The sequence below is a fragment of the Haemophilus haemolyticus genome, assembly GCF_001008205.1.
Lineage (GTDB): Bacteria > Pseudomonadota > Gammaproteobacteria > Enterobacterales > Pasteurellaceae > Haemophilus > Haemophilus haemolyticus_Q.
Genome location: NZ_LCTK01000017.1, coordinates 40,348 through 57,499 on the forward strand (window position 1 = coordinate 40,348; position 17,152 = coordinate 57,499).

The window sequence follows — 17,152 nt, forward strand, 5'->3', positions numbered from 1 at the left end:
ATTATCCATTGCTTATAAAAAAACTCTCTCGAGATGTCGAGAGAGTTTTTATTATCGTTTAGTAATGAACTACCATTGATAGCCCATACCAGCACCTACAGCATAATCTCCAGAGGTGGTTGCAGAGCCACTCATTTTGAAATGTGTTCGATTGGTGTCACTTGCACGGTTGATACCTACAGCAACAGCACTTCGGCCTTTAAAGTTACCAACCCCTACACCAACCATAGTTCCGCCAGCTCGGTTTGCTGTTGGTATATTCGCCATTGCTACAGCGCCTGCGATACCGCCTCTCAGTTTTTTATCTGTTTGTTGTAATTCTCTACGAACAGAATTTACAGAATTATCAACATAGCTCTTATTCGGTGCGTTAGCAATAGATTGTCTAAATTCATTACGAACAGAATTTATAGAATTATCAACATAGCTTTTATTTGGTGCGTCAGCAATAGATTGTTTTAATTCATCACGAACAGAGTTTACAGAGTTATCAACATAGGTCTTATTCGCTGCATTATCAATAGATTGTTTCAATTTATCTTTTAATTTATAGGCTATATTACCATTGTTATATGAAACCTCTAATCCCTCATCTGCGTTGAAATTAAGCGTGTTATTAGTATTATTTTTTGCTGATTGACTATTATTCGTCATAGTTTTAGCGTCTTTGCCATTTACTTTGAATTTATATTCCGTTTTGGCAATTTCATCAGTTGCTGTACGAACCGCATTTACAGAATTATCAACATAGCTCTTATTCGGCAGGTCAGCAATAGATTGTTTTAATTCATCACGAACAGAATTTACAGCAGTATCAACATCGCTCTTCTTGGCTGCATTCTCAATAGATTGTTTCAATTCATCCTTTAATTTATAGGTTATAGTATCACTTTCATATGCAACCTCTAATCCCTCACCCGCTGCGAAATTAAGCGTGTTACTAGCATTATTTGTTGCTGAATCACTCTTATTCCCCATAGTTTTACCATTGCCATTTACTAGGAATTTATATTCCGTGTTGGCAATTCCATTAGTTGCTTTGATTACATTGTGAAGCTGTGCACCATTAATTGCATCTGTTGAGGTTTCAGAAATTGATCCAGCTGCCACATTTTGAATCTGACGTTTAATATTATCCTTACCAAAACTGACAGTACCATTATTGTTACTTTGTTTAACAGAATTACCTAAACTATAGGTTTTATCACCAATTTGGATATCGCTTACAGTATTTGCATCTGAGGACTCGGAGTTATAACCAATGGCAATATCACCAGCCTTCTTCGATTTTGCATTTTGACCTAATGCAAGTCCATTCACTGCTTCTACGTTAGATCCTGTACCAATACTGATGCCTTGTTCAGCCAATGCTTTTGCATTATATCCAATCGCAATAGCTCGCTTATTATTTAGACTAGAGTCTCGAACTTTGATTTTTTCCTTTTTCTCGTTGGTCTTTTCTGTATATTTAACACCAACCGTAGCGCCAGTACCTATAGCGATGGAATTCTCTGAATAGCCACCAATATCTGCGCCGCCTCCAATAGCGGTAGCGCCAATAGAACCATTTTGAATGTTTTTACCAATAGAAATAGCATTTAAATTAGCTGCACTTGCTTTATCACCAATAGCAATAGCGCTATCTCGAATAGCCTCTGCCTCAGCTCCAATTGCAATCGTTCTATTTGAAGTACCTGTTGAGCCGTCGTTTTTACCAGCAGTGGCTTTATAACCTATTGCTAATGATTCTGTTGCCTTATTCGTTATTTTTGATTCTGTACCAATAGCGATAGAGTCCTTAGTTACTGCATTTGCCTTTACACCAACAGTAATTGCGTTAGCCCCTGTTGCGCCAGCTTTCTCTGTAAATTTACCAAAGTTCTCGGCACTACTATCCGAAGTAGCTGATGCATTAACATGCACAAAGCCTTTATCATTCGCAACGATTTCATTAGAATTACTAGCTGCATAAGCTATGTTACTGGCAAGAATAGATGTAATCACTGTAGCCAGAATCGATACACAATGTGTTTTGGCTATTTTGTTTGTACGAGATGTTGAGCTAGATTTAGCTGCGCCTCTTGCCAATTCTGAAACGACTTCTTGTCTTTGCATACTTTTGTTCCAAATAACTTTAAATATAGTGTTCATTGATAATCCTCAATAGGTTAAATTCTAGGTATTAAACATTTCTAGAAGGTATAGCTAAGCCATCTAAAAATATCAGCGCATTCTGTCATATAAATGATGATAAAACCATCGTTTTTTTTGTAAAGATTTGTAAAGAAAATGATCGTTAAATTGTTATATCTTCCTGCTTGACAAGATATTCTCTTATCATTAAAATCTGCGCCCTATTCCTTGTGATACAAAGTTTATTCCTCCTTAGTTCAGTCGGTAGAACGGTGGACTGTTAATCCATATGTCGCTGGTTCAAGTCCAGCAGGAGGAGCCAATTTTTCTTTTGGTTTAGAGTTTGTTTGTCTCCTTTTACAGATTCTAAATTAGTAACCAAAAGATTTTGAGCCCATCATGTTGATGGGCTTTATTTTTAATTTCAAAATAGGATTTTGCTTCCGCCAGTTGAGATGGTTGTGCCGTATAACAAACTCAAGGCAAAAAATAGCATTATTCCACCTGCTATTAATTTCACGATACTTTCGCTTTTTCCCTTTGTATGTTTTGAACTATACCAACTCCCTAAGTGAATTGCAGTATTTCGTGCATAACGTACAATTCCCGCGAAGGCTGACAGCATAAGTCCTGTGCCGAAAGACATAGCTAATACAGCTAAAATTCCCCAGCCATAAAGATCAAGCATATAAGCTAAAAATAAAACGAAAATTGCACCGCTACATGGTCGCATACCAATTGTTAGAATCACGAGAAATTGTGATTTTAGATTGGTTGCTTGTGCAGTTTGCGTGGGGCTTGGCAAATGTTGGTGTCCACAGCTACAAGTGTTTGGCTGAAAAGTGCGGTTATTTTTCACCGCACTTTTTTCGTATAGAGAGAGGGGATTTAGGGATTTAATGGTTAATTTAGCTTTTTTACGATAGGCACGTAAGCCTTGCCAAATCCAATAACAGCCGAGAAATACTAATAATAGCAAGGCAGATCGTTCTAACCAAAGCTGACTTAATTTGAAATAACGTGATGATAGATTAAGTACCACAACGAGCAATGTTGTTGCTGTAATTGCGACAATGCCTTGCATTAAGGAAGAAAGTAAACTCAAAATGGTGCTTTGTTTTAATTGGCTTTCATGAGTGGAAAGATAGCTGGCGATAATAAATTTGCCATGTCCAGGCCCGAGGGCATGAAGTACGCCGTAAACAAAGCTAGCGAAAATAAGCGTAATGCCTGCCTTGATGCTATTATTTTGAATTTGATGTAAATTTTCCGAAATAAGTTGATTAAAATCTTTTTGCCATGCAGCAATATGTAAGAAAAACCAAGGGGAAAAATAGCCAAGTAAGGCGAGTGCAATCACTAATAACACGAGCCCTGTTTTATATTTTTTCATTTCTACTCACATTGAATTATTATTTTTTGCGCGAACATTACGCCTAAGGAATCATCTTCGTTCTTTTGGGATTTATCAAGTGAAGAGGCGTAAGCTTGGATTTTTTCATCCACATTAGGTTCAATTAATTTTCCTTGGCAATTTTTCGGGAGTGCGGAAAAATCTACCGCACTTTTTGAGGCGTAAGTCATCGCCACATAATAAGTAGGATCGTAAGTTTGTAAGCTAAATGTGTTTTTTTCTAAATTTTGAGAATGGGCGAGTGGTACATCAAAATAATATTGCAGTTGTAATCCTTGGATTTTTACGCCGTAATTTTTCGGGTGAGGAGAATATTTGATTTTGTTATTTTGAGCATCATATAGATAGCTAAAATAATGTTCACTCACAATATTTCCCATGACATCATCGATGAGTTTTTGCTGATCATTTTTTGTTTTAGCCTGTTTCATATCATAAATAACTGCGGACGAACTTGGTTCATCCAGCGTCCATTTCATTGATAAGCCGGTGAGTTGATTATTTTCTATGATAGGCGTGGTTTGCATATCTATAAATGCATGGGGGTGAGCTAAAACACTACAACTAATGAATAGACCGAGTAATAATGAATACGTTTTCACAAAAAATCCTAATTATTTTGAACGTTAGCATTAGAAGTTGTTTATTCTACACTCAAAAACGAATTTTTCTGTCAAAAATGTTGATGTAAATCAAAAAAACTCTCAATAGCATTTCCCTTGCCTTTCAATATTCAGTAACATAGCTCCGTCAAGTGATTGCTTGATATTCATAAAGTTCCTAAATAAAATAATCATAAATATAGCTAAACTACTTTCCTGCCACCCGTTTCGGGTGGTTTTTTTTATCTAAAATTTATTAGGATAGGATGTTTGTATATCTTTTGTGTTTTAATTGTATTTCATTGTATGTTATTGTGTATGTTAAGCATAATTGATAAGGAGAAAATAATATGGCTGCAGTTAGCTTTCGAGTACCTGATGAAACTAAAAATATAGCGTTTGAAGTGATTAAAAGTTATGGTCTTTCCCCAACTCAAGCACTTAATATGTTTTTAGCTCAAATAGCTAAAACGAAAGCGATTCCAGTATCATTAGATTATCAAACTGAACAGATCCCTAACTCAAAAACGATAATGGCTATGGCAGAGTTAGATAATCATCATGGGCATGAATACAAAACATTGGAGGAATTCCATCAAGCAATGCTAGCGGAGATGAAATCATGATTTCAGTGAGTGGGGAATATAAAAGAGAATTTAAAAAACATATTCCTACTATCATAAATAGTCCAGAATATATTGAAGTTATGTATTGTCTTTTGAATAGCTTACCATTGCCAGAAAAATATAAAGATCATGCTTTAACTGGAAATTGGAAAGGTTGGAGAGATTGCCATATAAAGAATGATCTTGTGCTTATTTATAAAGTGGTGGGAGATGAAATAAGGCTGGCTCGCCTTAATACTCATTCAGAAATTTTTGGTTAATTGTGAGGATTGGACTGAATCTTGCTATTGCTATCCTATATTTTCGCCCTATTTTCCAGTAGAATAGGGCGTCATTTTTAATGAGGAATAATTAATGTCAACGCAATTTGTATATACGATGCACCGTGTCGGTAAAGTGGTGCCACCGAAGCGTCATATTTTGAAAGATATTTCTTTAAGCTTTTTCCCTGGCGCTAAGATCGGGGTTTTAGGTTTAAATGGTGCGGGTAAATCAACCCTTTTACGCATCATGGCGGGCGTAGATAAAGAATTTGAAGGGGAAGCTCGTCCACAGCCAGGAATTAAAATCGGTTATCTTCCGCAAGAACCAAAATTAGAACCGCAACAAACCGTGCGTGAAGCTGTGGAAGAGGCTGTTTTTGAAGTGAAAAATGCACTGACTCGTTTAGATGAAGTGTATGCACTTTATGCGGATCCTGATGCGGATTTTGATAAATTAGCGGCAGAACAAGCCAATCTTGAAGCCATTATTCAAGCGCATGATGGTCATAATTTAGATAACCAATTAGAACGTGCGGCAGATGCATTACGTTTACCAGATTGGGATGCCAAAATTGAACATTTATCTGGGGGCGAACGCCGCCGTGTGGCACTTTGTCGCTTATTACTTGAAAAACCAGACATGCTCTTATTAGATGAACCAACTAACCACTTAGATGCGGAATCTGTAGCATGGTTAGAACGTTTCTTACATGACTACGAGGGCACTGTTGTCGCAATTACCCACGACCGTTATTTCTTAGATAACGTAGCGGGTTGGATCTTAGAGCTTGACCGTGGTGAAGGTATTCCTTGGGAAGGCAACTATTCTTCTTGGTTAGAGCAAAAAGAGAAACGCTTAGAGCAAGAACAAGCGGCTGAAAATGCGCGTCAAAAATCCATTGCGAAAGAGTTAGAATGGGTTCGTCAAAATCCGAAAGGCCGCCAAGCGAAAAGCAAGGCACGTATGGCGCGCTTTGATGAATTGAACTCTGGCGAATATCAAAAACGAAACGAGACGAACGAACTCTTTATTCCACCTGGTCCACGCTTAGGTGATAAAGTGATTGAAGTGCAAAACTTAACCAAGTCTTATGGCGACCGTACTTTAATTGATGATTTATCATTCAGTATTCCAAAAGGTGCAATTGTTGGGATTATCGGGGCAAATGGTGCGGGTAAATCGACCCTATTCCGTATGCTTTCAGGTCAAGAACAACCAGATAGCGGCTCAATTACAATGGGCGAAACTGTTGTACTTGCTTCGGTGGATCAGTTCCGTGACTCAATGGATGATAAGAAAACAGTATGGGAAGAAGTGTCTAATGGACAAGATATTCTCACGATTGGTAACTTTGAAATTCCAAGCCGTGCATATGTGGGACGCTTCAACTTCAAAGGCGTAGATCAACAGAAACGTGTGGGCGAATTATCGGGTGGTGAACGTGGTCGTTTACACTTAGCTAAACTTCTACAACGTGGTGGTAACGTACTGTTATTGGACGAACCAACCAATGACTTAGACGTTGAAACTTTGCGAGCCTTAGAAAATGCGATTTTAGAATTCCCGGGCTGTGCAATGGTGATTTCCCATGACCGTTGGTTCTTAGACCGTATCGCAACGCATATTTTAGATTACGGTGATGAAGGTAAAGTCACGTTCTATGAAGGTAACTTCTCAGACTACGAAGAGTGGAAAAAGAAAACCTTAGGCGATGCAGCGACTCAGCCACATCGTATTAAATATAAACGTATTGCGAAGTAATTTATATTGAGAAAGTGCGGTTGATGTTGACCGCACTTTTCTTACTTTTTTTGGAGTGATTATGCTAGTTTATTTACATATTTTTTTCGCCTTTTTAAGTTTTGCCTTGTTGGTGATTCGTGGCGCAATGCAACTTACTGGCAAAAACTGGCGTTCGATAAAATTATTAAAAATTTTACCGCACTTATCAGATACCTTGCTGATTGTTTCTGGTGTCGTCATTTTATATCTCTTTGCTTTTGATATTGAATGGTGGTTGGTAGCTAAATTCGTATTACTGATTTTGTATATCGTGTTTGCTGCAAAATTTTTCAGTAAAAAAGTTTCTCAACCCAAAAGCATTTTCTTTTGGCTTGCTTGCGTAAGTTTTATTGGCTCGATGTTAATTGCCTATTTAAAATAACACGATGCCATCTCGCCAACTTCAAATTTTAATCTGTAAAACTTTGCCGCTTGTGCCTGATAACGTATTAATTATCGGCGAAAGTGGCATTGCTTTTTCTAAAGCAACGAATTTGCTCGGACAAGAATTTGAACATATTTTATTTGATGGACGAAATGGCATTCATCTTGAAGCGCTAGCTATTGCCGCTGGAACACTGAAAATGGGCGGTACGCTTTGTTTAGTGTTATCCGATTGGGAAAATTTATCTCAGCAACCTGATCAAGATAGTTTACGTTGGAATGGAAATCAGTCAGTAATCGCCACACCTAATTTTATTTATCATTTCAAACAGTGCATTGAACGCTATCATTTCCCTGTTTTAAGAGAGGAAAGCGCGCTTGAATTTCCTGCATTTTTTTATTCTAACGAGCATCATAAAAATGCCACGTTAGCGCAACAACAAATTATCGAGAATATTTTACAAGCCGAGCAGGATATTTATTTTCTAACCGCCAAGCGGGGAAGAGGAAAATCCGCATTATTGGGGATGCTTGCTAACCAAATTCAGGCACCAGTTTATCTCACTGCACCAAATAAAAGTGCGGTACATTCGGTTATCGAATTTTCAGAAGGGGGAATTGAATTTATTGCTCCTGATGAATTGGCTATTCGGTTACAACATGAACCAGACTTCAGTCAATCTGCTTGGTTGCTTGTAGATGAAGCAGCGATGATCCCATTGCCGTTATTGCAAGAATATTCTCAATATTTTCAACATATTGTCTTCAGTACTACAATTCATAGCTACGAAGGAACAGGGCGTGGTTTCGAATTAAAATTTAAACGGAAAATTCACCGCACTTTTCAGCATTTTGAGCTTAAACAGCCCCTACGTTGGCAAGAAAATGATCCGTTAGAACATTTTATTGATGATCTTTTGTTACTAAATGCCGAAGATGAGTTTCAGCAATTTCCTTTTCAGCCCCATCTCCCTTATCAAATTCGAGAAGTGCAAAAACCACAGCATATTGTAGATTTTTATGGCTTAATGACATTGGCGCATTATCGAACCTCGCCACTTGATCTTCGCCGTTTACTTGATGGGGAAAATCAACTTTTTTATTTTGCCGAATATCAACAGAATTTGCTCGGTGCAATTTGGGCATTAGAAGAAGGAAATATGGCTGATGATGAATTGATTATTCAAATTCAACAAGGTAAACGCCGCCCTAAAGGGAATCTTGTGCCGCAGGCATTATGTTTCCATGAAAATTTATCCCACGCCTGTAAATTACGATCTTTACGCATTTCTCGTATAGCGGTTCAGCCAAATTGGCAAAAACAGGGTATTGGTCAAAATCTAATGAAATATATGGAAAATTCAGAAGTGGATTTTCTTTCGGTGAGTTTTGGCTACACTGACGAACTCGCAAAATTTTGGCAAAAGTGCGGTTTTGTTTTGGTGCATTTAGGTGAGCACCAAGAAGCGAGTAGTGGTTGTTATTCAGCGATTGCCCTTAAAGGTCTTTCCAAAGAAGGCTTGGCTTTGGTTGAGACTGCGTACAAACAATTTCAGCGTAATATCCCTTTATCTTTTCATCCGTTCGCCATAAATCTTGAGCAAAATCAGCTTGATTGGCAGCTTGATGAGTTCGATTGGCTGAGCTTAAAAAACTTCGCTAATTTTCACCGCACTTTATTTTCTAGCCTTCCTGCGATGAGGCGTTTATTAAAATTAGCGGGCAAAGAAAATTTCCCATTAATTTCTGCTTATTTAACAAAAAAACAACTTCCCATTAACAAGAAAAAAGGCGTAGAATGTTTACGTTTAGAAATTAAACAATATTTGGAACGAGGAACTTTATGACAGAACAAACTGAGAAAGCAAAATGTTGGTTTAAGCGTGCACTTGAAAAATATGATAATTTCATTAAAGAGTGGGGGTTAGATCAACCTAATTGTAGCTGCGTGCCTATGTCAGCAACAGAAGATGAAAATGGTAATTTGAAGAAAGAAGAATCTCCTTTAAAGAAATAAATATTAACTGTTTTTTTAAACAGTAAATTTATTGAAAAATAAGTCAAATTTTAGTACACTATGCGTCAATTTTATACAAGATTGGCGCATTATTTATATTTATGAAAACGGCTTTTTTCCAACCTGATATTCCTACCCAACCCAATGATCATAAAATTTTAGGCAATGTATTACCCGGTGCCGATGCTCTGGCGATTAGTGAAATTGCAGAGCAAAATCAAAATTTAACCGTAGTAGTGACACCAGATACGCGAAGTGCGGTGCGTTTATCACGTGTTTTATCGGAATTAAGCAGCCAAAATGTATGCCTTTTTCCTGATTGGGAAACCTTACCTTACGATACCTTTTCTCCCCATCAAGAAATTATTTCCTCTCGTTTAAGTGCGCTTTTCCATTTACAAAATGCGAAAAAAGGCATTTTCTTATTGCCGATTTCGACATTAATGCAACGCCTTTGCCCGCCGCAATATTTACAACACAATGTGCTTCTGATTAAAAAAGGCGCTCGCTTGGTCATTGATAAAATGCGCTTACAATTAGAAGCTGCAGGCTATCGTGCTGTGGAGCAAGTATTAGAACATGGTGAATATGCGGTTCGTGGAGCCTTGTTGGATCTTTTCCCGATGGGAAGTGCGGTGCCTTTTCGTCTTGATTTTTTTGATGATGAAATTGATTCCATTCGCACTTTTGATGTGGATACGCAACGTACTCTTGATGAAATTAACTCAATTAATCTTTTGCCTGCTCACGAATTTCCAACGGATGACAAAGGGATTGAATTTTTCCGTGCGCAATTTCGTGAAACCTTTGGTGAAATTCGCCGAGATCCCGAACATATTTATCAGCAAATCAGTAAAGGTACCTTGATTTCTGGCATTGAATATTGGCAGCCTCTTTTCTTTTCTGAAATGGCAACGTTGTTTGATTATTTGCCGGCAGAAACGCTGTTTGTTGATATGGAAAACAATCAAATGCAAGGTGAGCGTTTTTATCAAGATGCCAAACAGCGTTATGAACAACGTAAAGTGGATCCGATGCGTCCGCTTTTATCGCCTGAAAAATTATGGCTCAATGTTGATGAAGTCAATCGCCGATTGAAATCTTATCCACGCATTACATTTAAAGCGGAAAAAGTGCGGTCATCGGTACGCCAGAAAAATTTACCTGTTGTCGCTTTACCAGAAGTGACCATTCAATCCCAGCAAAAAGAACCATTGGGACAACTCCGCCAATTTATTGAGCATTTTAAAGGAAATGTACTGTTTTCGGTGGAGACGGAAGGTCGCCGAGAGACGTTGCTTGATTTGCTTTCACCGTTAAAACTCAAACCAAAACAAATTCAATCATTGGATCAGGCTGAAAATGAAAAATTTAGCTTGTTAGTCAGTTCTCTTGAACAAGGTTTTATTATTGAACAATCGCTTCCTATTGCGATTATTGGTGAAGCTAATTTACTTGGCGAGCGGGTTCAACAACGTTCTAGAGATAAACGTAAAACAATTAATCCTGACACGCTTGTGCGCAATCTTGCCGAGTTGAAAATAGGGCAGCCCGTTGTGCATCTTGATCACGGTGTAGGGCGTTATGGCGGTTTAGTCACCTTAGATACAGGCGGTATTAAAGCAGAATATTTGCTGTTAAATTATGCAAATGAATCAAAACTTTATGTGCCAGTGACTTCATTACATCTCATTAGCCGTTATGTTGGTGGTTCTGATGAAAGTGCGCCATTACATAAATTGGGTAACGAGGCTTGGGCGAAATCACGCCAAAAAGCAGCGGAGAAAATTCGTGATGTGGCGGCCGAGTTATTAGATGTTTATGCACAACGTGAAGCGAAGAAAGGCTTTGCCTTTAAATATGATCGTGAAGAATTTCAACAATTTGCCGCAACTTTTCCTTTTGAAGAAACTTATGATCAGGAAATGGCAATTAATGCAGTGATTTCGGATATGTGTCAGCCAAAAGCAATGGATCGCCTTGTTTGCGGTGATGTAGGTTTTGGTAAAACTGAAGTGGCAATGCGCGCTGCCTTTTTGGCGGTGATGAATCATAAACAAGTGGCAGTGCTAGTGCCAACCACACTGTTAGCCCAACAGCATTATGAGAATTTTAAAGATCGTTTTGCGAATTTGCCTGTGAACGTAGAAGTGTTATCGCGTTTTAAAACCGCAAAAGAACAAAAACAAATTCTGGAAAACCTTGCAGAAGGTAAAGTCGATATACTGATTGGTACCCATAAATTAATTCAATCAGATGTAAAATTTAGCGATCTTGGTTTGTTGATTATTGATGAAGAACATCGTTTCGGTGTGGGGCAAAAAGAGAAAATCAAACAGCTTCGTGCGAATATAGATATTCTTACCTTAACGGCAACGCCAATTCCGCGTACGCTTAATATGGCAATGAATGGCATTCGTGATCTTTCTATTATTTCTACGCCTCCTGCGCGCCGATTAAGTATTAAAACTTTTGTTCGCCAGAATGACGATCTTGTTGTACGAGAAGCGATTTTGCGTGAAATCTTACGTGGCGGACAGGTTTATTATCTCCATAATGATGTCGCAAGCATTGAAAATACAGCAGAAAAATTGACCGCACTTGTGCCTGAAGCACGAGTGATTGTGGGGCACGGACAAATGCGAGAACGTGAGTTAGAACGTGTGATGAGTGATTTTTATCATCAGCGTTATAACGTCTTAGTTTGTTCAACCATTATCGAAACGGGTATTGATGTGCCAACGGCCAATACCATTATTATTGAACGAGCAGATCATTTTGGTTTGGCTCAGTTGCATCAATTACGCGGACGCGTCGGGCGTTCACATCATCAGGCTTATGCTTATTTGCTTACGCCCCCACCTAAAATGATGACAAAAGATGCTGAACGACGCCTAGATGCGTTAGAAAATCTTGATAATCTTGGGGCTGGTTTTATTTTAGCAACTCATGATTTAGAGATTCGTGGCGCTGGCGAATTACTCGGAAATGAACAAAGCGGACAAATCGAAAGCATTGGTTTTTCGCTTTACATGGAATTATTGGATGCGGCGGTTAAAGCGTTAAAAGAAGGGCGTGAACCATCATTAGAAGAATTGACTCAACAACAAGCGGATATTGAATTGCGCGTACCCGCTTTATTGCCAGATGATTATTTAGGCGATGTGAATATGCGTTTATCCTTTTATAAACGTATTGCTGCAGCAGAGAGTAAATCAGAGTTGGACGAGTTAAAAGTTGAGTTAATAGATCGATTCGGATTATTGCCTGATGCGACAAAAAATCTACTGCAAATTGCAGAATTGCGTTTGCTGGTTGAGCCGTTGAAAGTTGTGCGAATTGATGCAGGAACACAAGGAGGTTTCATTGAGTTTTCACCAAAAGCACAAGTGAATCCAGATAAATTTATTCAATTAATTCAAAAAGAACCTATTGTGTATCGATTTGATGGTCCATTGAAATTTAAGTTTATGAAAGACCTATCTGATAACAAAGTGCGGTTAGAATTTGTGGTAGATTTGTTGAAAGCAATTGCTTCATAAAAAAAGTCCGATCATCATGATCGGACTTTTTGTTTATACCTTTGGTGGAAGAATTATTGTACTAATAAGTAAAAATTGTTGTCTCCACGTAAAATATTTAAGGCCACAGCCGATGGTTCATCATCAAGCGCTTTACTTAATTCAGCCGTGTTTTCAACCAGTTGACGGTTTATACCAATAATAATATCGCCAGCTTTTAAACCTCGTTGCGCAGCAAGCGAGTTCGGTTGAACTTTGGTGATTTCAATCCCTTTGATGCCTTTTGCATCATAGTTTTTCAATGTAGCGCCATCTAACGCAGGTAATTCTGTTTTAGAGGAAAGTTGGTTTCCATCATCCGCTTGTAATTTCACTTTAACATCGTGAGATTTCCCATCGCGTAAGTAAGTTAAACTAATCTCTTTTCCTGCACCAGATGTAGCGATTTTTGCACGCATTTCTGCGAAACTTGAGATTTTTTGGCCGTTCATCGCCGTGATAATATCTCCTGCTTTAATGCCCGCTTTTTCAGCAGCAGATTTCGGTAAAACTTCACTTACAAATGCGCCTTGTTGCGCGCTCACATTAAAGGCTTTAGCTAAATCAGCATTGAGTTCGCCACCTTTAATACCAAGCAATCCTCGGCGAACTTCACCAAATTCCAGAATTTGTTGTACTAAATTATTTGCTTGATTACTTGGAATCGCAAAGGCAATACCTGCGTTGCCACCGCTTGGCGAAATAATCGCGGTGTTGATACCAATGAGTTCACCATTTAGGTTGACTAATGCACCACCTGAATTACCGCGGTTTACTGCAGCATCGGTTTGAATATAGTTTTCATAAGCACCGCTATCAGAGCCAGTTGAGCGCCCTAATGCAGAAACAATGCCTGATGTAACAGTTTGACCTAAACCAAATGGATTACCAATTGCAACAGTAAAATCGCCTACGCGTAATTTATCGGAATCAGCAAATTTGATTTCTGTTAAATTACTTGGTTTTTCAAGTTGAACTAATGCAATATCTGATTGCTCATCTTTACCCACTAATTTCGCTTTAAACTCACGGCCATCTTGTAATTGCACGGTAATTTTATCAGCCCAGTCAATAACATGATTATTTGTTAAAACATAACCTTTGCTTGCATTGATAATGACGCCAGAACCTAGACCACGGAAGTTACGTTTTGATTCACCGCGTCCACCAAATTGTTCAGCAAAACGATCACCGAAGAAGAATTTAAATTCTTCTGGAATATCGTCCTGAAAAGGAGAACGTGAATCAACTTTTGCTTTTCCTTCAACAGAAAGCGTCACCACAGCAGGTTGAACTTTTTCTAACATAGGTGCCAAACTATTTTGCTGTGAAATGAAGCTTGGTAAATCAGCTTGAGCAACAAATGGTGTGCTCAAAACGCTTAATCCGAGAGCAATACTGCTTAATACAAAACGTGTTTTTTTCATAAAATACTCCAAAATAGATTTCAGATAACGTGCTCTATGAGACAAAGAAATAAAAAAAATGTTCAATCATGGATTTATTTCTCATATTTATTGAACGTTTCTAAAGGAAATCGGAGCAGTACAAAAACGCCTTACAAGTAGCAAATTCTGCAAATTTATGGTCTAATATGCAGAATTTTCTAGTCAATAAAAAGGTCGAAAAATGAGCTGGATTAACCGAATTTTTAGTAAAGGTCCGTCTTCTTCTACTCGAAAAGCAAATGTGCCGGAAGGAGTGTGGACAAAATGTACTTCTTGTGAACAAGTACTTTATAGTGAAGAGCTTAAACGTAATCTTTATGTTTGCCCTAAATGCGGTCATCATATGCGTATTGACGCACGTGAGCGTTTATTAAAATTATTGGACGAAGGTTCAAGCCAAGAAATTGCGGCAGATTTAGAACCAAAAGATATTTTAAAATTTAAAGATTTAAAGAAATATAAAGATCGTATCAGTGCGGCGCAAAAAGAAACGGGTGAAAAAGATGCGTTAATTACTATGACAGGTACGCTTTATAATATGCCAATTGTTGTGGCTGCATCGAACTTTGCTTTTATGGGCGGTTCAATGGGTTCTGTAGTGGGTGCAAAATTTGTTAAAGCGGCGGAAAAAGCAATAGAAATGAATTGTCCGTTTGTGTGTTTCTCTGCAAGTGGTGGTGCACGTATGCAAGAAGCATTGTTCTCTTTGATGCAAATGGCAAAAACCAGTGCGATTCTTGCCCAGATGCGTGAAAAAGGCGTACCATTTATTTCAGTATTAACAGATCCAACTTTAGGCGGCGTATCAGCAAGTTTTGCGATGTTGGGTGATTTAAATATTGCCGAGCCAAAAGCTTTAATTGGGTTTGCGGGGCCGCGAGTTATTGAACAAACAGTACGTGAAAAACTTCCAGAGGGTTTCCAACGTAGTGAGTTTTTACTTGAGAAAGGGGCAATTGATATGATCGTGAAACGTTCAGAAATGCGTAAAACTTTGGCAAGTGTACTGAGTAAATTAACGAATCAACCTTCTCCTTTTGTAGAACCTGAACTCATTTCAGAAGATGAATAATATGCAACTTAAAGCCACTTTGCCACTCGCTGAGTGGCTTTCTTATTTGGAACAAAGCCATTTTAAACCTATTGATCTTGGTTTAGATCGTATTCAATCCGTGGCAGAAAAATTGGATTTACTTCATCCCGCCCCTTATGTGATAACTGTGGGGGGGACGAATGGTAAAGGCACGACTTGCCGTTTATTAGAAACGATTCTGCTTAATCACGGATTACGTGTAGGCGTGTATTCTTCGCCTCATTTACTACGTTATAACGAGCGAGTACGCATTCAAAATCAAGATTTACCCGATGAAGCACACACTGCCTCTTTTGCTTTTATTAATGAAAACAAAACAGAATCACTCACTTATTTTGAATTTAGCACCCTTTCTGCCTTGCATTTATTTAAGCAAGCAAAATTAGATGTGGTTATTTTAGAAGTGGGGTTGGGTGGACGTTTAGATGCGACCAATATTGTGGATAGCCATCTTGCTGTGATTACTAGTATCGATATTGATCACACCGATTTTCTTGGGGATACCAGAGGGGCTATCGCTTTTGAAAAAGCAGGCATTTTCCGTGAAAATTGCCCTGTCGTGATTGGCGAACCTAATGTGCCGCAAACAATGCTCGAGCAGGCTGAAAAATTAGATTGCCAAGTTGCTCGACGTGATGTGGATTGGTCGTTTGAGCAAAATGCTGAAAATTGGCAATGGCAAAATAAAAAAGTGCGGTTAGAAAATTTGCCGTTTTGTCAGATTCCATTGGCGAATGCCGCAACGGCTCTTGCTGCTGTTCAATGTTTACCTTTTGATATTTCAGAACAGACTTTGCGAAAATCTTTGCAAGAGGTTGAACTGGTTGGTCGTTTTCAAGCAATAAAAGTAGATAAACGTGAAAAATTAGCGGATTACCTTGGCGTACCAGTTGAAACCTTGCCAACAATTATCGTTGATGTGGGGCATAATCCTCATGCTGCTAAATATTTATCTGAAAAATTGACCGCACTTAAATGCAACATTGAGGGCAAAATTATTGCCGTATGTGGGATGCTCAAAGACAAAGATGCAAATGGGGTATTTGCGCATTTAACGCCTATTATTGATGAATGGCATTGTGTCACCTTAGGCGGTTATCGCGGGCAGTCAGGCGATGAATTAGCTGATAAATTGAAAAGTCATTTCCCAAATATTCAAGCTACATCAGATAATTCTGTTATGGATGGTGTGCGTACAGCACTCAAAAGTGCGGTAAAAAATGATGTTGTTTTAGTCTTTGGATCTTTCCACACCGTAGCCGAATTTTGGGGCGTAGTGGAATAAAATTCATTATTAAAAAAGGGCTGATATTTAAAATCAGCCCTTTGTCTTTTTAAAAGGGGATTATCTCCCCAGATTAATTATTACCAATGATAGCCAACGCCAACACCAGCTGAATAATCCTTACTGGTATTTGCTGTACCGACAAATTTTACAACGGTTTTCGCATTATCAGACATTCTTGAATAGCTAACAGCTACAGCTGAAGAGCCCGCAGAAATACCACTACCCGCAGCAAACATTGATTTACCTGGAATAGTTGATTGTGGTAATGCAGCCGCAGCAGCGATTGTTGCACTTAATCCATTTACGCGCTTATCAAGCTTATTAACACGATTTTCAATATGATGAATGCGTTGGTCCATAATACGGATTTCTTGTGGTTTCATTCCTGTTGGACCCTGAGGACCAATAGGGCCCGTATCTCCTTTATCACCCTTATCACCTTTGGTGCCTTTATCGCCTTGGATACCTTGAATCCCTTGTTCTCCTTTATCGCCTTTGTCGCCTTTAGGACCAGTAGCTCCAGCTTCGCCCTTAGAACCAG

Annotated in this window: 14 protein-coding genes and 1 tRNA gene; 10 read left to right on the top strand and 5 right to left on the bottom strand. The window is 38.5% G+C overall.

What is annotated here, in order from left to right:
- Positions 1–69 precede the first annotated feature (69 nt).
- Positions 70–2,151, bottom strand: a complete 2,082-nt coding sequence (locus tag AAX18_RS04085; protein WP_080948105.1) for a YadA-like family protein — start codon at positions 2,149–2,151, stop codon at positions 70–72.
- A gap of 228 nt (positions 2,152–2,379) precedes the next feature.
- Between AAX18_RS04085 and AAX18_RS04090 the strand changes: the two genes are divergently transcribed.
- A tRNA-Asn gene (locus tag AAX18_RS04090) sits at positions 2,380–2,455 on the top strand.
- Between the two features lie 102 nt (positions 2,456–2,557).
- Here AAX18_RS04090 and zevB read toward each other — a convergent pair.
- Positions 2,558–3,526: a zinc transporter permease subunit ZevB gene (gene zevB / locus AAX18_RS04095; protein ID WP_046953057.1), complete on the bottom strand. Its 969-nt coding sequence runs from the start codon at positions 3,524–3,526 to the stop codon at positions 2,558–2,560.
- Positions 3,527–3,528: 2 nt separating this feature from the next.
- Positions 3,529–4,149 (bottom strand): zinc transporter binding subunit ZevA, encoded by a 621-nt coding sequence (gene zevA / locus AAX18_RS04100; RefSeq protein ID WP_046953058.1) that lies wholly within the window; start codon positions 4,147–4,149, stop codon positions 3,529–3,531.
- A gap of 350 nt (positions 4,150–4,499) precedes the next feature.
- Here zevA and AAX18_RS04105 point away from each other — a divergent pair, with 350 nt between their 5' ends.
- From AAX18_RS04105 to mfd, 7 genes are all read left to right on the top strand, one after another.
- The gene (locus AAX18_RS04105; protein WP_005634755.1) at positions 4,500–4,775 is read left to right on the top strand and encodes a type II toxin-antitoxin system RelB/DinJ family antitoxin; all 276 of its coding nucleotides are present in this window, start codon (positions 4,500–4,502) and stop codon (positions 4,773–4,775) included.
- Entirely contained in the window at positions 4,772–5,035 is a 264-nt protein-coding gene (locus AAX18_RS04110; protein WP_005634750.1) for a type II toxin-antitoxin system YafQ family toxin, read from the top strand. The genes AAX18_RS04105 and AAX18_RS04110 overlap by 4 nt, the downstream gene beginning before the upstream one ends.
- A gap of 94 nt (positions 5,036–5,129) precedes the next feature.
- Positions 5,130–6,800: an energy-dependent translational throttle protein EttA gene (gene ettA / locus AAX18_RS04115; RefSeq protein WP_046953059.1), complete on the top strand. Its 1,671-nt coding sequence runs from the start codon at positions 5,130–5,132 to the stop codon at positions 6,798–6,800.
- Positions 6,801–6,861: 61 nt separating this feature from the next.
- Complete coding sequence (locus AAX18_RS04120) at positions 6,862–7,203, top strand: SirB2 family protein (RefSeq protein ID WP_046953060.1); 342 nt, start codon at positions 6,862–6,864, stop codon at positions 7,201–7,203.
- Positions 7,204–7,207: 4 nt separating this feature from the next.
- Entirely contained in the window at positions 7,208–9,052 is a 1,845-nt protein-coding gene (locus AAX18_RS04125) for a tRNA(Met) cytidine acetyltransferase TmcA (RefSeq protein WP_046953061.1), read from the top strand.
- Positions 9,049–9,222 (top strand): DUF5363 family protein, encoded by a 174-nt coding sequence (locus AAX18_RS08930; protein ID WP_162790460.1) that lies wholly within the window; start codon positions 9,049–9,051, stop codon positions 9,220–9,222. The genes AAX18_RS04125 and AAX18_RS08930 overlap by 4 nt, the downstream gene beginning before the upstream one ends.
- Before the next feature lie 101 nt (positions 9,223–9,323).
- Positions 9,324–12,764, top strand: coding sequence for a transcription-repair coupling factor (gene mfd, locus AAX18_RS04130; protein ID WP_046953062.1), 3,441 nt, complete (start codon positions 9,324–9,326; stop codon positions 12,762–12,764).
- A 53-nt stretch (positions 12,765–12,817) separates the two neighbouring features.
- On the opposite strand, the gene AAX18_RS04135 is transcribed toward mfd, so the two are convergent.
- The gene (locus AAX18_RS04135; protein ID WP_046953063.1) at positions 12,818–14,209 is read right to left on the bottom strand and encodes a DegQ family serine endoprotease; all 1,392 of its coding nucleotides are present in this window, start codon (positions 14,207–14,209) and stop codon (positions 12,818–12,820) included.
- 202 nt (positions 14,210–14,411) lie between these two features.
- Between AAX18_RS04135 and accD the strand changes: the two genes are divergently transcribed.
- Both accD and folC read left to right on the top strand, forming a co-directional pair.
- Complete coding sequence (gene accD / locus AAX18_RS04140) at positions 14,412–15,302, top strand: acetyl-CoA carboxylase, carboxyltransferase subunit beta (RefSeq protein WP_005628114.1); 891 nt, start codon at positions 14,412–14,414, stop codon at positions 15,300–15,302.
- Between the two features lies 1 nt (position 15,303).
- The gene (folC, locus tag AAX18_RS04145; protein ID WP_046953064.1) at positions 15,304–16,608 is read left to right on the top strand and encodes a bifunctional tetrahydrofolate synthase/dihydrofolate synthase; all 1,305 of its coding nucleotides are present in this window, start codon (positions 15,304–15,306) and stop codon (positions 16,606–16,608) included.
- A gap of 80 nt (positions 16,609–16,688) precedes the next feature.
- On the opposite strand, the gene AAX18_RS04150 is transcribed toward folC, so the two are convergent.
- Positions 16,689–17,152, bottom strand: a 464-nt coding sequence (locus AAX18_RS04150; RefSeq protein WP_046953065.1) for a YadA C-terminal domain-containing protein, incomplete at its 5' end; no start/stop codon positions are given.

Excerpts from the sequence above, each read along its gene's own strand:
- AAX18_RS04105 (WP_005634755.1), top strand. The coding sequence starts at position 4,500 with ATGGCTGCAGTTAGCTTTCGAGTACCTGATGAAACTAAAAATATAGCG.
- accD (WP_005628114.1), top strand. The coding sequence starts at position 14,412 with ATGAGCTGGATTAACCGAATTTTTAGTAAAGGTCCGTCTTCTTCTACT.
- mfd (WP_046953062.1), top strand. The coding sequence starts at position 9,324 with ATGAAAACGGCTTTTTTCCAACCTGATATTCCTACCCAACCCAATGAT.
- AAX18_RS04120 (WP_046953060.1), top strand. The coding sequence starts at position 6,862 with ATGCTAGTTTATTTACATATTTTTTTCGCCTTTTTAAGTTTTGCCTTG.
- folC (WP_046953064.1), top strand. The coding sequence starts at position 15,304 with ATGCAACTTAAAGCCACTTTGCCACTCGCTGAGTGGCTTTCTTATTTG.
- zevB (WP_046953057.1), bottom strand. The coding sequence starts at position 3,526 with ATGAAAAAATATAAAACAGGGCTCGTGTTATTAGTGATTGCACTCGCC.
- AAX18_RS04135 (WP_046953063.1), bottom strand. The coding sequence starts at position 14,209 with ATGAAAAAAACACGTTTTGTATTAAGCAGTATTGCTCTCGGATTAAGC.
- ettA (WP_046953059.1), top strand. The coding sequence starts at position 5,130 with ATGTCAACGCAATTTGTATATACGATGCACCGTGTCGGTAAAGTGGTG.
- AAX18_RS04110 (WP_005634750.1), top strand. The coding sequence starts at position 4,772 with ATGATTTCAGTGAGTGGGGAATATAAAAGAGAATTTAAAAAACATATT.
- AAX18_RS08930 (WP_162790460.1), top strand. The coding sequence starts at position 9,049 with ATGACAGAACAAACTGAGAAAGCAAAATGTTGGTTTAAGCGTGCACTT.
- AAX18_RS04085 (WP_080948105.1), bottom strand. The coding sequence starts at position 2,151 with ATGAACACTATATTTAAAGTTATTTGGAACAAAAGTATGCAAAGACAA.
- AAX18_RS04125 (WP_046953061.1), top strand. The coding sequence starts at position 7,208 with ATGCCATCTCGCCAACTTCAAATTTTAATCTGTAAAACTTTGCCGCTT.